At 67.0% G+C, this 14,974-nt stretch carries 10 protein-coding genes; 5 read left to right on the plus strand and 5 right to left on the minus strand.

Translation table 11 applies throughout. The features are described 5' to 3' along the window. Positions 1 to 129: 129 nt before the first annotated feature. The 3 genes from ABD301_RS07370 to ABD301_RS07380 are packed head-to-tail and all read right to left on the minus strand — an operon-like array spanning position 130 to position 3,230. Positions 130 to 978: a carbohydrate ABC transporter permease gene (locus ABD301_RS07370; protein WP_344308350.1), complete on the minus strand. Its 849-nt coding sequence runs from the start codon at positions 976 to 978 to the stop codon at positions 130 to 132. Next, on the minus strand, positions 975 to 1,925 hold the full coding sequence (locus ABD301_RS07375; protein ID WP_279578974.1) for a carbohydrate ABC transporter permease: 951 nt from the start codon (positions 1,923 to 1,925) through the stop codon (positions 975 to 977). Before ABD301_RS07375 ends, ABD301_RS07370 begins: the two co-directional genes overlap by 4 nt. 3 nt (positions 1,926 to 1,928) lie before the next feature. After that, positions 1,929 to 3,230, minus strand: coding sequence for an extracellular solute-binding protein (locus ABD301_RS07380; RefSeq protein WP_344308354.1), 1,302 nt, complete (start codon positions 3,228 to 3,230; stop codon positions 1,929 to 1,931). A gap of 223 nt (positions 3,231 to 3,453) precedes the next feature. On the opposite strand from ABD301_RS07380, the gene ABD301_RS07385 reads away from it, so the two are divergent. Both ABD301_RS07385 and ABD301_RS07390 read left to right on the plus strand, forming a co-directional pair. Beyond that, on the plus strand, positions 3,454 to 4,470 hold the full coding sequence (locus ABD301_RS07385; protein WP_344308356.1) for a LacI family DNA-binding transcriptional regulator: 1,017 nt from the start codon (positions 3,454 to 3,456) through the stop codon (positions 4,468 to 4,470). 90 nt (positions 4,471 to 4,560) lie between these two features. Continuing rightward, positions 4,561 to 5,775 carry a glycoside hydrolase 5 family protein gene (locus tag ABD301_RS07390; protein ID WP_344308358.1) on the plus strand — a complete coding sequence of 405 codons (1,215 nt, stop codon included), beginning with the start codon at positions 4,561 to 4,563 and terminating at the stop codon, positions 5,773 to 5,775. A gap of 134 nt (positions 5,776 to 5,909) precedes the next feature. Here ABD301_RS07390 and ABD301_RS07395 read toward each other — a convergent pair whose 3' ends face one another. Further along, positions 5,910 to 6,941: a hypothetical protein gene (locus ABD301_RS07395; protein ID WP_344308360.1), complete on the minus strand. Its 1,032-nt coding sequence runs from the start codon at positions 6,939 to 6,941 to the stop codon at positions 5,910 to 5,912. Between the two features lie 198 nt (positions 6,942 to 7,139). Between ABD301_RS07395 and pknB the strand changes: the two genes are divergently transcribed. The 3 genes from pknB to ABD301_RS07410 all read left to right on the plus strand — a co-directional run bounded on the left by pknB (position 7,140) and on the right by ABD301_RS07410 (position 13,509). Beyond that, on the plus strand, positions 7,140 to 8,825 hold the full coding sequence (gene pknB / locus ABD301_RS07400; protein ID WP_344308362.1) for a Stk1 family PASTA domain-containing Ser/Thr kinase: 1,686 nt from the start codon (positions 7,140 to 7,142) through the stop codon (positions 8,823 to 8,825). Positions 8,826 to 9,112: 287 nt separating this feature from the next. Next, entirely contained in the window at positions 9,113 to 12,229 is a 3,117-nt protein-coding gene (locus ABD301_RS07405) for a lantibiotic dehydratase (RefSeq protein ID WP_344308364.1), read from the plus strand. A 2-nt stretch (positions 12,230 to 12,231) separates the two neighbouring features. Continuing rightward, on the plus strand, positions 12,232 to 13,509 hold the full coding sequence (locus ABD301_RS07410) for a lanthionine synthetase LanC family protein (protein ID WP_163566644.1): 1,278 nt from the start codon (positions 12,232 to 12,234) through the stop codon (positions 13,507 to 13,509). Between the two features lie 19 nt (positions 13,510 to 13,528). Here ABD301_RS07410 and ABD301_RS07415 read toward each other — a convergent pair whose 3' ends face one another. Continuing rightward, complete coding sequence (locus ABD301_RS07415; RefSeq protein WP_344308366.1) at positions 13,529 to 14,968, minus strand: ATP-binding protein; 1,440 nt, start codon at positions 14,966 to 14,968, stop codon at positions 13,529 to 13,531. Positions 14,969 to 14,974: the final 6 nt, after the last annotated feature.

Raw genomic sequence — 14,974 nt, forward strand, 5'->3', positions numbered from 1 at the left:
ATGCATGCGCCTTACCGGGTTCCACAGATTCCTCGGGTTTCTGGGGCCACAGATGCTGGTGTGCCTCGTCACAGCGCCAGCGTCCCGATAGTGGCTGTCAGCGCCCAGTCGGTGGAGTGGAGAGCGCGGTCAGCCTTTGACGGCTCCTTCGCCGACGCCTCGGAAGAAGAATCGCTGCAACGAGACGAACAACACCACAATCGGCAGCAAGGCGATCATCGCGCCGGCGGCGATGGTCCGGGGATCGGCCGAGAAGGTGCTGTGCAGGTACGCCAGCCCGACCGTCAGTGTCAACTTGTCCGGGCTCTGCAACACCAACAGCGGCCAGAGAAAGTCGTCCCAGGCGCCGATGAACGAAAGAATCGCGACCACACTCATGATTCCGCGTACGCTCGGCAGGCCGATATAGAGCAGCCGCTGCCAGACATTCGCCCCGTCCAGCAACGCCGCTTCGTCGATCTCCAGCGGGATGGCCATAAAGGCGTTGCGCATCAACAAAACGTTCAAGGCGCCGATCATCGACGGCAACGCGACCCCCAGCAAGGTGTTGCCAACACCGAGGTTCACCACCGTTTGGAACTGCGAAATGATCGTCACTTCGCCGGGCAGCACCAAAGTCGACAGGAACAGTCCGAAAACCAGCCGCCGGCCGCGGAATTTGAGCCGAGCCAACGCGAAGCCGGCGATGGTCGCGCCGATCAGGTTGCCAACCACGCACAGCGCGGCGACGATCAGCGAGTTGGTGGCGAACTGCCAGACCGGGATCGTCCGGGCAACCTCGGCATAGTTCGCGAAAGTCGGGTGCTGCGGCACAAACGAAGGCGTCGCCGCGTACACGTCCTCGGCCTTGCTTTTCAGTGAGGTGGCCAATTCCCATAGCAGCGGGCCGATCGTGATGGCCAGCACGCCGAGCAACGTGACATACCGCGCCACCAGACCGAGCGGTGTCAGCGATCCAAAAGACCTGCGGGCGCTCACTGGTCGGCCGACCTGTTGAGCCGAGCCAGCGCGATCATCGGGCCCACGGTGATGACGAAAAGCAGCACACTCAGGGCGGACGCGTACCCGAGTTGGCCGTTGGCACCGGACCCGGCGCCCTGGATCAGCATCACCACCGAAACGTCCTGGCCGCCGACCCCACCGGTGGAGCCACCCAGGATGTAGAGCTCGGTGAAGATACGCATCGCGTTCACCGAGATCAGCACCGCGACCAGCACCATCGTGCCGCGTACGCCCGGAACGGTGACGGTCCAGAACCGACGGATCAGGCCGGCGCCGTCCACCGCGGCCGCCTCATGCAGTTCCTGGCGGACATTTCCCAGCGCCGACAGGTAAATAATCATGTAGTAGCCGACGCCCTTCCACACCGTGAGGCCAATGGCGCTGAACAGCAGCAGCCAGCGGTCGGTCAGGAAGGGAACAGCCGCATGCGTGAGGTTGAGCTGCTGCGCCAGTCCGTTGACCACCCCTCGTTCGTCCAGCAGCCACTGCCAGATCAACGCGACCACGACCGCGGACGCGATCACCGGAAAATACAGCACCGTACGGAAAAACGTGATGAAAGGCAGCTGCCGCTCCACCAGCAAGGCCAGCAACAACGGCAGGAACACCAGCAACGGCAGGCAAACGAGCATGTAGAGGACGGTGTTGACGATCGCGTCCCGCAGCTGCGGATCCTGGAACATCTGGGCGTAGTTGGTCAACCCGACGAACTCGCCGCCAGTGAGCGTACGAACGTTGGTGAACGACAGCACACCGGTGTTGATCGCTGGCCACAGACTGAAAACAGCCAGCCAGAGCAATGCGGGCACCACCAACAGCCACGGGCTGAACCAGCGCTGGAACCGGATCCGCCGGCGCGCCGGCACACTCGGCGAAGGCCGGCGACGCGCGGTCGCCGGCCGGTCCTGCCGGAGCGTGCTCAACGCTCAGGGCCCGAGCAGCTGGTTGCTCTTCGCGACCGCGTTGTCCAATGCCTGCTTGGAGGTCTGCTTGCCGGTCATCGCGAGCGCGATCTGCTGCGCGAGGTAGGTGTCCATCGCGTCGGTCCACGCCGCCGGCTTGACATTCACCGCGGTTTTCAGCGACGCGTACGCGATCACCGCCGCGTCACCTTGCGGGGTGCCGTCGCTCTTGCTGTACACCGGGCTGGATCCCGCCGCCGTGGTGCCGGGCAGAAATCCCTGCGCCAGCTTGATGAAGTTGACCTGGTTGTCGTTGTTGGTGGAGAACTGGGCGAAAGCCAGCGCCAGCGGCAGGTTCTTGCTTTTCGCCGAAACCGAAATTCCCTGCACGTACAGCGGCGGGGTGCCGATCGCCGGCGACGGGATGATCTGCTTGGCCAGCGTCGGGTTCGTCTGCGCGGTGCCCTGAATGTAGTTTCCGGTGCCGGTCGTCCAGCCGACCACCTGCTTGACGAACAGCGCCGAGTTTCCCTCGTATGACTTGGTGAGCACGTCCGCCGGCAGGTAGCCGGCCTTGAAAGCGGCCGTGTATTTGTCGACGATGGCCTCGGCGGCGGGCGTGTTGAAGACGAACTTCTTGCCGTCCGCGGACATCATCGCCGTACCGGAGTTGTAGATGTCCAGGATGCCGGGCGGCCGGCTCATCAAGTAGTCCCTGCCGCCGGACTTGTCGTGCATGATCTTGGCTTGCGCGACCAACTCGTCGAAGGTTTTGGGCAGGTTGGCCGGATTCAGGCCGTCCTTCTGCAACAGGGCCGTGTTCCAGAAGTTCACGTCGGTGCCGAGATACCAGGGCAGGCCGTACGTGCCGGAAACACCCGGATACGTGTACGCGTTCAGGCCACTTTTGACGTAGTCCTGGGTCAGCGTCGGGATGTTCTTCGAAAGGTCCAAAAGACCCCCGGCCTGGACGACCTGGTAAGCGAATTCCGGCGGCAGGTTGACCACGTCCGGCAGGCTGCCGCTGCTGACCTGGCTGGACACCTTGGCCTCGTAGCCGTCGCCTGGCTGGTCGATCCAGTTAATCTTCGTACCCGGGTGCTGCGCCTGGAAAGCCTTGATCAGGGCGGTGAAATAGGGGGTGAACTTGTCGTTTTTAAGAGACCACGTCTGATAGGTGATCTCGCCCTTGAGCGGACCCCCACTGGGCACCACCTGGTTGGCGCCGCCACCACCGCTGTTGCCACCAAGCCCGCAGGCCGACAGCGCCAGCACCGCGGCCGCCGTGGCGGCCACCACCGAGACCCACCTGTTCCTGCTGCGCATCGACCCTGTCTCCTCTGACCGGCAGCCCCGCCCACGGACGGTTACTAAACTGATCTAGTTGCGGAACTATGCGCCGGGTCACGTCGGGCTGTCAAGCACCTCGGGGAAAGATCCGGCCAGGCCTCGCGGGCCCGTCGACCCGCCGGAGAAGGCCTACGCCTCGTAGGATGACCCGGCGCGTACGCGCACCCGTACGACCCGAAGCGCGCGAAGGGAGGTGGCCATGACCCGGCCGACCATCGGCGACATCGCCCGGCAGTCCGGCGTCTCCAAGGGCGCGGTTTCGTTCGCGCTCAACGGCCGCCCCGGCGTCAGCGACGCGACCCGGCAGCGCATCCTCGCGATCGCCGAGGAGATGGGCTGGCGGCCGCACAGCGCCGCCCGCGCGTTGCGCGGTGCCCGGGCCGGCATGGTCGGGCTGGTTTCCGCGCGACCGGCCCGAACGCTGGGCGTCGAGCCGTTCTTCGCGCAGATCGTTTCCGGCCTGCAGGCCGGACTTTCGGTGCGCGGCACCGGACTGCAACTGCTGGTGGTCGAGGACATCGCCGCCGAGGCGGCCATTTATCGGCGCTGGCAGTCCGAAAACCGCGTCGACGGAGTGGTTTTGTTCGACCTGCGCTCACAGGATCCGCGGGTCGAAGAGCTCGAACGTTCGCGGCTGCCGGTGGTGGTGCTCGGCGGACCGGGCAAGCACGGCAACCTACCGAGTGTCTGGACCGACGACCGGGAAGCGATGCTGCACATCGTCGACTACCTCGCCGCGCTCGGCCACCGGCGGATCGCGCACGTCGCGGGCCTGCCCGAACTTTGGCATACCCAGCGCCGAATCCGCGCGTTGCGGGACGCCGCTGCGCGGCTGGATCTGGAAGGCGCGCGGTCCTGGCCGACGGATTTCAGCGATGCCGAAGGAGCCGCTGCCACCCGCCGACTGCTGTCGAACCGGCCACGGCCGAGCGCGATCGTCTACGACAGCGACATCATGGCCGTCGCCGGCCTCGGCGTCGCGCTGGAGATGGGCCTGCGGATCCCGGAAGACCTGTCCATCGTCTCCTTCGACGACTCGTTGCTGGCCCGGCTCATGCATCCGGCGCTGACCGCCCTCTCACGCGACACTTTCGCGCTGGGTGAGCTGCTCGCCCGTACGCTCCTGGACGTCATCGACGGCGCCTCGACGACCGGCCTGAAGCTGCCCACGCCGAACCTGGTCGCTCGCGAAAGCACGGCCGCTCCCGCCGTTTAACCCGGCCGGCTCTTGCCGGCGTCACTAAATCGCTTTAGTCTACCGGCGGCCGCGCACGGTGCCGGCCGGAAGGCAGAAGGGTGTCACCACGTGCCGTCCGATGGTCTGTCAGGCGGCGGTACAGCCGGTCGTTCGCTCTGGATGGGCGCCAACTACGTACCGTCGTCCGGGTGGTTCTACAGCTGGCTGGACTTCGACCCGGACGCGGCCCGCCGCGACTTCGCCGACCTCGCCTCGATCGGTCTCGACCACGTCCGGGTTTTTCCCATCTGGCCGTGGATTCAGCCCAATCGCGGGCTGATTCGGCAACGTGCGATCGATGACCTGTTGACGGTGATCGACTGTGCCGCCGAGTTCGACCTTCGGGTGGCCGTCGACCTGCTGCAAGGGCACTTGTCGAGCTTCGACTTCCTGCCGTCGTGGGTGCTGACGTGGCATCAGGCCAGCGTCTTCACCGACCCCACCGTGCGCGCCGGCCTCGCCGACTACACCCGGACGGTGGCGGCAGCGGTCAGCACTCGCCCGAACGTCTTCGCGGTCACCCTGGGTAATGAGGTGAACAACCTCTGGCCGGCCAATCCGACCACCCTGGACGCGACTTTCGGCTTCACCGCCGACCTGGTCGCGGGCGTACGCGCCGTCGCACCGCGGCTCACCTGTCTGACCTCGTTCTACGACGACATCTGGTATTCGCCCACGCACCCGTTCAGCCCGGCCGCGGCCGTCGACCTCGGCGACATCACGACCGTCCACTCGTGGACTTTCAACGGCGTCGCCGGAATAGACGCCCCGCTGGGACCCGCCACCACCACCCACGCCGACTACCTCGTCGAGCTCGCCGCGGCGGCGGCGACCACCGCGGACCGCCGGGTCTGGCTCCAGGAAGTCGGCGCCGCCGAACCCGACATCCCAGCCGCCTCCGCCGCCGCCTTCGCGCAGGCCACCGTGGACGCCGTCGTCGACAATCCGGCTCTCTGCGGCATCACCTGGTGGTGCTCGCACGACATCGACCCGGCACTTCTGGACTTCCCGCACCGCGAGTACGACTTGGGTCTGTTCACCGTCGACCACCGCCGCAAACCGGTCGCCGACGTCCTCGCCTCGGTCTGCGCAGGCTCCGCGAACCGCCCGACACGGCTGGCCAACGCCGCACGCCGAGGCCTGATGTGCCCCGTCGACCCGCGAGATCCGCAAACCCGCGACCAGGTCGCCCCCGGCAGCACCTTCCACCAGGACTGGGTCGGCCTGCGAAAACTCGGCCCAGTGGCGATCGTCCCGCCAGCCCGCACCTCCCTCACCGCCTAACCCGGGTCGTCGAGCGCTGAACAATGTCCCGCACTCAACGCCGAGATCGGGACAAAATCCCGCACTCGGCGAAAACTCACCCCTCGCTGCGGCGGCCAACTACCGGGGATCACCCAAGCGTGGCCAGGGTCGAATCAGGCGGTTTCGCAGAGGGCGCGGGCTTGGTCCATGGTGGCGAAGCCGGCTTCCGGGGTTCGGCGGCCGAGGCCGCAGGAGGCTGCTACGTCGACCTCGTGCCCGACGGCCGCCTCGATGACGTCCAGAAGCTTGCGCTGCTCCTGGATTGTCCTTTCCTCGTGCAAAAAGCCAGCCACGAACCGGGTTCCGGCGGGCAGCTCAAGGCCGGTGAGCGGAGCGTAGAAAGCGGGATCGACGCTGGGCGGTTCGTCGCCGGCGGCCAGCGGGGCGTGCACGTATTCGAGCGTACGGCCGGCGGGCCAGCCGTCGGCGATGGCGTTCGCGAACCGGACCAGCGGGCGGGCCGAACTGAGCCCGCTGAGCGCCTTGTGGCCGAGGTCGCCGAGGCAGAGGTGAATGCCGAAGCGGGCGCCCGCCGGCGAAGCCTTGACCAGGCGGTTGATGCCGGCGGCGAGCTTGCCGGCGACGACGCCGCCGAGCGGTCCGGCTTTGGCCACGAACACCGTCTCGGCCGGCAGTTCGAGCTGGAAGACCACATCCCCGCCAGCGGCGGCGTGGATCTGGGTGATGTCACGTACGGTCGCCTCGCTGAACGGCTCGCGCTTGCCCAGCATCCGGGTCGGGCCCATGGTGAACATCGTCATGTCCAGGTCGCCGGGAATGCCCACCTGGAAGGAAAGATCGGACAACTTCGCGTCGTCCTTGACCTTGTCGAAGACCGGCCGGTTGAGCTCGTACCACTTCAGATATTCCAGGTCGAGCTTGTCGCCACGCAGCTGGTGTCCTTTGCGTACGCGGAAATTCCGCTGGTGCTTGTAGTCCGACCAGTCGCCTTCGTGGGCGATCTCCAGGTCGGGGTGCCCTTCGAAGGCCATGATCAGGCCGACCACCCAGATCCGCCGGTCCCCGGTCTCGCCGTCCGGCAGCTGGCTGAGGTGTGGTCCGAGCCGCTCAACAGCGGACCTCATGGCTTCATCGGCGGTGCCGCCGGGCAGAGTGCCAACCAGCAATGCTCGACGTTCTGACATGTTTTGCCCCACTTTGGTGTTGGACGCCGGTTTTCCCCCGATGTGTCCGCACGTGCGGTGAGGAAATCTCCCACAGTCAGCGACGGATGTATAGAGGCTTGACAGTGTTTCCTGGTAGATCGTGTCCTGCCTTGACAATCCCGGCATGAGAGGCGGTATCACGCCACTACCGTGTGTGTGGCCCGTATGCTGACGCGCGTGAGTCCCGTGGACGACGCCGTGGTTGCCGACATCCGGCCCGGGGCGGTGCTGGGTGAGCGCTATCAGATCCGTGGGCTGATCGCCCGCGGCGGAATGGCGACCGTCTATCTCGCCGTCGATCAGCGACTGGAGCGTACGGTCGCACTCAAGGTCATGCACCCGGCGTACGCGTCCGATCCGTCCTTTGTGGACCGATTCGTCAGAGAAGCGCTCAGCATCGCGCGGCTGTCCCACCCGAATGTCGTCGCCGTGTACGACCAGGGCAGCCACCACGGCCTCGCTTACCTGGTCATGGAGTACGTCCAAGGTCGTACGCTCCGGGAGGTGTTGGCGTCCCGCGGCCGACTGTCCCCCGCTGAGGCGGCCGGCGTCCTCGACCCGCTGCTGGCCGGTTTGGCCGCCGCGCACCGGATCGGCATGGTGCACCGGGACGTGAAACCCGAGAACGTGCTGATTGGCAACGACGGCACGGTAAAGGTGGCGGACTTCGGGCTGGCCCGGATCGCCGAGTCCAGCCGGGCCACCACCAAGGGCGTCATGATGGCCACGGTCGCGTATGTGGCGCCCGAGATCGTCACGGTCGGCAGCTCCGACCCGCGAGCCGACGTGTACGCGGCCGGGATCGTACTTTTCGAGATGCTGACCGGCGCTCCGCCGTTCCAGGGCGACTCACCGGTCCAGGTGGCTTATCAGCACGTTCACAGCGAAATGCCAGCGCCGGCGGACCGGATGCCGGACATCCCGCCGGCGCTTGACCAGTTGGCCGTACGAGCGACCCGCCGCGACCCGGACGAGCGGCCGGTGGACGCCGCCGCGATGTTGGCGGACCTGCGGGCGGCGAGCGCAGGCCCGATGGCGACCACGGTCCCTATGGACCTGCTCGCCACCGCGCCCGTCTCGCCTGTGCCGACCCCGCAGGGCCGACACGACACGCTGCTTTACGCACCACCTGATCAGCCCGGCGTCGAGCGCCGTTTCCTGCCTCGCCGGGTCGAGGACTCCGAGCCGGTGCCGGACCTCGCCGACCTGCCTCGCGAGCGGTCCCGGTGGCCGGCGCGCGCGGTCCTGATCGGCGCGGTCCTGGCCACCGTCCTGGTGGTGGCGATCGGTATCGGCTGGTGGTCCGCGGCCAGCGGCTACACGCAGGTGCCTGGCGTGGTCGGGCTCGCCCAGGCGCAGGCCGAGGCGAAGATCCGGACGGCCCACCTGGGCTTGCAGTACGGCCCGGCGCTCTACAACGAGACGGCGCCGGCCGGCCAGGTGCTCAGCCAGCAGCCAGCCGATGGCGCCCAGGTGCCCAAAAACACGCCGATCACGCTCGTGCTGTCCAAAGGGCCAGAGCGGCATGGCGTGCCCGCGGTGGTCGGCCAGCCAAAGGACACCGCCGTGCAGGCGATCCGAACCGCCACCCTGACCCCGCAGACGAGCACCGCGTACGACGAGAACGTGCCGGCCGGCAATGTCGTCTCCACCGACCCGGTCGCCGGCACCCCACTGCGCCGCGGCGCCGCCGTGAAGGTCGTCGTCAGCAAAGGACCCCAGCCGGTCCAGAATCCGCTCTGCACGCCGGCTATGCGGCGGTGGGCGCCCTTCCTGTGCCAAGACGGCAATAACTCGAACGGCGACAACAACAACGGCAATAGCGGCGGCGATGGCACCGACGGCGGCGACCCCACCAACTGAGGTTGGCCAAGTCGGCCTTTCGAGGCCAGTCGAAATGCAGGCTGGTGGCACCGACGAGCAGTCATACTTCGGCCGAGCGTGCTGCCGAGTTGAGCGGTACAAGCGCATCGGATCGCCGCCCGGCTTCACGTTCGTACCGTAATCCTCAGCGAAGGGAGCACTTCATTGCTTACTGACTTCGATCTGGATGTCCGCCTGGACGACCAAGTACGGACCGAGTGGAGCCCGTCGGATTCGGCCCCTAAGGCCGACCACACTGACCTGTGCACGAATGTGTGTACGTTCGAATGCACCGCGAGTCCGGCCTGCAACTGACCAACCGGCCGGCCGCTGGACCACCGCTACAAACCCAGCGACCGGCCACCTTCGCGCTGGCGCGGCTATCGCTGCAGTCCGCGTCTTCGCCGCTACCACCACCCCGGTCATGGGACGAGCCGGCGGAGCTGACCTCGTTCTTGGCTCAAGTGGCGGCGGATCCGGTCGTACGGGAGGCGATCTCGGTGTCCAGCCGTGGGCTGGCCGGCGTTCTTGACAAGGTCGCCGAGGGCACCCCAGTTCCCGCGAAGCGGTTGCGTCGGGCCGCCTTGTCCGCGACCAGGTACGTGGCCCGGATGACCTACCGGTCGACCCCTTTCGGCTTGATGGCGGGCGTCGCGGCCGTCCGGTTCGCCGACCCGGCCCAGGTCCGGATCGGCACAGTGCATCGAAAACACGTACGTGCCGACATGGGGCGGGTGCTCGCGGTCATCCGGCCATGGGAGCGGGACCCCGCCGTTCTCGCGCACCTGCGGCTCGTTCGCAACAACCTGGCTTTCGTTCGACACGACCGGCTGGTGTTGCCCTATGTTCTCGACGACGGTGACTACGGGCTTCCCGACGGGCGGGAGCAGACGGTACGCGACACCCGCCCGGTCCAACTGGCGATGGAGACAGCCCGTACGCCCCGCGGATTCGGTGAGCTCGTCGCGCGAGTTCTCGGTGATTTCCCAGGGGTGACCGAGTCTGTCGTCGTCTCGATGCTCACCCAGCTGGTGGAATCCGGTTTCCTGTTGACGGACCTGCGGCCACCCTCCACCGCCGACGACCCGATCCGGCACGTTCTTGACGTGCTGGCACCGATCCCCGACCATCCCGGCCGCCAGGCGCTGGCCGGGATCGAGCGAGCGTTGGCCAATTACGCCAGCACACCGGTGGGCGCGGGCCTGGCACGGTGGCGTACCGCGACCGCGGCCATGGATCGTCTGCACACCACGGATCGGGCGATCCAGGTCGATCTGGCGATAGACGCGGACCTCACGTTGCCGGTCGACGTGGCCACCGAACTGGCCCGCGCGGCCGAGGTCGGCTGGCGGATCGCACCGGTCGGGCAGGCACCGGTGGACCCGCTCGCCGACTATCGCGCCGAGTTTCTTTCTCATTATGGAAAGCAAACCCTGGTGCCAGTCAAAGAGCTGCTGGATCCGCAGCGCGGCATTGGGCCACCGGCCGGTTACCTACTGCCGCCCGGACCGGCACCCATTTCCTTTCGTACGAAGGACAACGAGCATCGCGATCGCGCTCTGTTCGCGGTCGCACAGCTGGCGGCCGCACACGGTGAACGCGAAGTGCTGCTGGATGACGATCTCCTCGACCAGCTCTCCCGATCCGGCGCGGAGCAGGATCCCATGCGCCCGATCCAGGCGTGCGCGCAGCTGCTCGCCGGATCGCCCGAACGTCTGCTGGCCGGCGATTTCCGGCTCGCGCTGTCCGGGATGAACTTCACCGGGCTCGCCGCGATGTTCGGCCGACTGCTGCCGGTCGTGCCGGTCCTGCGGCCAGCACTCGCCGAGTTGGTCGCCGAGCAGGTACGCCACGCGGTGCCAGCCCAACTGCTCAGTGCAGTGGTGGGCGCAAGGCTCGGCAACCTCACGCAGGTGCCGCGAGTGACAGACCACCTCGCCGCCGCGGGTGTTTTCGCCGACCCCAGTGAGCCAGGGATGTTCGATATCGACGATTTTGTGGTAGGCGCCACTGACCACCGCCTTTTCGTGTTGTCGGCTCGTACCGGCGAAGAGGTGGCGCCGTTGCCGTTGCACGCCGTCAATATCGCCAACCACCTGCCCAATGTCGTACGCCTGTTGGTCGAGATTGGCGCGTACACCACGCCACCGTGGCAGCTCTGGAGCTGGGGTGCGGCCGAGCACCTGCCGTATCTGCCCAGAATTCGGTACGGACGAACGATCCTCACCCCGGCGCGGTGGCTGCTGGACCACCGCCTTCGCACTGACCAGACGAACTGGCCCAGCCGGTTTGAACGCTGGCGGGCGCACTGGGGAATCCCCGACATTGTCTACGCCGTCAGAGCCGACCGCCGGCTGCGGTTGGATCTCAGGTCGCCGCTGGAAGTGGCGCTGCTGCGGGACGACGTGCGTAAGCATCCGACGCTGGTGCTCCAGGAAGAGCCGGCTGGTGGCACGTACGACAGCGGATGGGCTCAGGGGCACAGCACGGAGATCGTCGTTCCGCTGCGCGCCCGTACGGCGACCGGACCGCCGCCACCAGCCTCGTACTCCTGCCCTACCAAGGCCCGACCAGTGCACCAGCCAGGCGGCGAGTGGCTGTCGATGCGGATCTACGCCGACAGCGCGCGACACGACGACCTGCTCAGCGAGCACCTGCCGGCGTTGCTTGCCAGCGCGGAAAATATCACCGATCGCTGGTTCTTTCTTCGTTATCAGGACAAAAAGCCACATCTCAGAGTCCGTTTTCACGGCGAGCCGGAAATGCTGCGCACCCAGCTGACCACCGCGGTCCACGACTGGACGACCCGGCTGACCGCGGCCGGGATGATCGGCGACGTTGTCCTTGACACCTATCGGCCCGAAGTCGACCGCTACGGCGGACCGGACGCGCTCGAGGCGGCCGAGCATGCTTTTTCGGCGGACTCCCAGAGCGTGCTCACCCAGCTCCGACTGCGCGCCAGCGGCAAGGCCGACCTCCCCATCGAGCTGTTGTCGGCCGCCAACCATCTCGACCTTGCCGAGCAGTTGTGCGGCCCGCAATGGCCACGGTGGCTGCTCGACACCTACCCCAAGGGTTCCTGGCACGTGGCTTTCCAGGGTCGGCGGGCGCAGGCGCTGCGGCTGCTGGATCCCGCACACCGGTGGCGTGGCCTCGCCGAGGTGCCCGGTGGTGCCGAGCTTTTGGCTTCGTGGCGGCACCGCGCCACCGCGCTGGCCGATTATGGCCGGCGGCTGCGGGAAAACGTCGAAGGTGTACGACTGAAGGTGGCGTACAGCAGCATTCTGCATCTCCACCACAACCGGCTGGCCGGCATCGACCGGGATGGCGAGAACGTGTCCTACGCGGTTGCCCGCGGGGTAGTCCAAACGTACGTGGATCGCCAGAAACACCTCGGGACATGACGATGTCGACCGACCGCGCTGCCAGCGTGGTCGCCGCGATCGCGGCGAAACTGGCCGATCCGGCCGCCGTGGCGGCGCTGGCCAGCCGGGCGGACAACGGCCCGGTGGTACGGGGAAGACGGCAGCCGCCGTGGAGTTCCCTGTCGCTTTCCTGCGGTAACCCGGCGATCGCGCTGTTGTTCGCCGAACTGGCCGTCGCCGAGCCAAAGTACCGTCAGCCCACCCACAGTTACCTGTCCGCCGGCCTGATCGATCCACAATGGGCCACCGACGCCGGACTTTTCGGCGGAATGGGCTCGCTCGCTTTCGCCGCGCACGCGGCATCGTTGGCATACGGCGGATATTCTCGACTGCTGGGCCAGTTCGACGACCAGATCGCGGCGGGCGTGGGCGACTGGGCGCGCCGTGCCCAGTCGCGCGTCGAGGCCGGGGGGCCGATCCAGACGTGGACGTACGACGTGATTTCCGGGTTCAGCGGGATCGGTCGGTATCTGCTCAGCCGGTACGAGGAAACCGGTGACCCGGTCACCTTCGCGGCGCTGACCGAACTCATCGAGGCACTGGTCGCGGTCGCGATGACCGACGTGCGGGTCGGCGGCCACCTGGTGCCCGCCTGGTGGGTCAGCCATGACCGGCACCGCCAGCTCGATGGCGGCGCCGAACACCTCAATTTCGGGCTCGCGCATGGGATCGCCGGACCGCTCGCGCTGCTGTCGATCAGCTGGCTGCACGACGTACGGGTGCCACGGCAGGACGAAGCCATCGACCGGATCGTCGCCCTGCTGGACCGCTGGCAGACCGTCGACACGGCCGGGCCGTACTGGCCGCACACGTTGTCTCTCGCTGATTTTCGTTCCGGTTCGGCCGTGCCGCGGTCCCGAGACGTGTGGTGTTATGGCGCCGCGGGCATCGCACGTGCGCGATCACTGGCCGCGGCTGCGGCCGAAAGCCCGAGATGGCGCGAGTGGGCGGATCGGGCGCTGACCGCGGCGCTGAGGACTTCCGTTGGCAGGGTCACCGACTACGGGCTGTGCCACGGCTGGGCTGGGCTGCTGCGGGTCGCCACGGTCATGGGTTTCCCGGAAACCGAGTGTCGCCCGCTGGTAGACCTGATTTGTGACGCGTACGAGGAAAAGCTGACATTCGGACTCCCGCCGGTGGCCGGGGTGGACCGCCCCGGGTTCCTGGAGGGAGCGGCCGGAGTCGGTTTGGCGCTACAGGGATTTGTCAGCGGCGGGGCCGCGCCCAGCGGCTGGGACGCGGCCCTTCTGCTGACGTAGTCAGGACGACGCGCGGACCTCAGGCGTCGGGCTGCTCCGTCAGCGGCAGCCGAACCTGGAAGCGGGTGTCCCCTGGCACCGACTTGACCCGCAGGTCGCCGTGGTGCCGGTTCACCACGATCCGGAACGAGATGTCCAGGCCCAGCCCGGTCCCCTCGCCGACGCCCTTGGTGGTGAAGAAAGGCTCGAAAATCCGCTGCTTAAGCTCGTGCGGCACACCCGGACCGGTGTCGCAGACCTCCACCAACGCCTGGTCTTTTTCCAGCGCCGTACGGATAGTCAGCGTTCCGTGGCCATGCATCGCAGAGATCGCGTTGTCGATCAGGTTCGTCCAGACCTGGTTCAGCTCGCCGGCGTACGCCGGGATCTGCGGCAGGGTTCGGTCGTATTCCTTGACGACCTTGATGACTTTGTTGCCATCCTTGTCCCGGAGTTTTCCGCTCAGCATCACCAAAGTGGAGTCAAGGCCGTCGTGCACGTCGATCCACTGGTACGGCGCACGGTCCATTTGGGAATACTGTTTCGCCGCGCCCACCAAGGTCGAGATGCGGGTGGTGGCGTCCTCGATCTCGCCCATCAGCGACTCGGTTTCCACCGCATAGCCCAACCATCGCAGCGCGCCGTCGAGGAATTCGTCGCCCACCGCGGAAAGCAGCGAATCCAGCTCGACCGGCGTGATGCCGGCCTGCGCGAAAACCGCGGCCAGGTCCCAGCTCTGGTCAATATCGTGGTCGTCGAACCAGTCGGTCAGTTCGTCCTCGCGGTCCGCGGACTGCACGGCGGACAGTTTCGGCGCGTTGCCGACCTGCTTGACCAGGGTCTCCTGGATGTCCAGCAGCTGCTCAAGGAGATCCGGGTTGATGTCGCCGCGGGCGAGTTTGGCCAGTTTGGCGCGCATTCCGGCGACCCGCTCACGCAACGAGGCGGTCGCTCGTACGGCAGCGGCGGCCGGATTGTTGAGCTCATGCGTCAAACCGGCGGACAGCGCGCCGAGCGCGAGCAGCCGCTCCCGCTGGCCGATCACGAAGTCGGTGTTGCGCCGCCCCAAAAGCACGCCCTGCAGCAGGTGCGTCGCCATCGGGAACCAGGTCCGGAACTGGACCGAGAACTCGGCCGCCGGCAACGCGAGGAAAGTCGTGTCGGCAATTGCGTAAACCGAGGAACCGTACGACTCGTTGCCCTGCTGCACCGCGATCTGGATCGCGCCGCAATAGACCCCACGCTGGTCGGTCCGGTTGATTTCCAGCTCGTCGCCGCGCACCATCCGCGTCATCCGCAGCGTGCCATGCAGCAGAACGTAGAAGCAGGTCGCCGGCTCGCCTTCGCGGGCCACCACGCCGCCGGACGGGAATTCCTCGACCCGGCCGTTCTCGGCGATCCAGTCCAGCTGCTCGTCGGCCAACCCCTCGAACAGGAACAGGCTGCGCAGCTCTTCGTGCGACAGTGCCGGTGTACTCATGACGCC

It is taken from the genome of Fodinicola feengrottensis (assembly GCF_039530045.1).
Lineage (GTDB): Bacteria > Actinomycetota > Actinomycetes > Mycobacteriales > HKI-0501 > Fodinicola > Fodinicola feengrottensis.

Coding starts and splice junctions, on each gene's coding strand:
- ABD301_RS07385 (WP_344308356.1), top strand. CDS start 3,454: ATGACCCGGCCGACCATCGGCGACATCGCCCGGCAGTCCGGCGTCTCC.
- ABD301_RS07410 (WP_163566644.1), top strand. CDS start 12,232: ATGTCGACCGACCGCGCTGCCAGCGTGGTCGCCGCGATCGCGGCGAAA.
- ABD301_RS07405 (WP_344308364.1), top strand. CDS start 9,113: ATGCACCGCGAGTCCGGCCTGCAACTGACCAACCGGCCGGCCGCTGGA.
- ABD301_RS07380 (WP_344308354.1), bottom strand. CDS start 3,230: ATGCGCAGCAGGAACAGGTGGGTCTCGGTGGTGGCCGCCACGGCGGCC.
- ABD301_RS07415 (WP_344308366.1), bottom strand. CDS start 14,968: ATGAGTACACCGGCACTGTCGCACGAAGAGCTGCGCAGCCTGTTCCTG.
- ABD301_RS07395 (WP_344308360.1), bottom strand. CDS start 6,941: ATGTCAGAACGTCGAGCATTGCTGGTTGGCACTCTGCCCGGCGGCACC.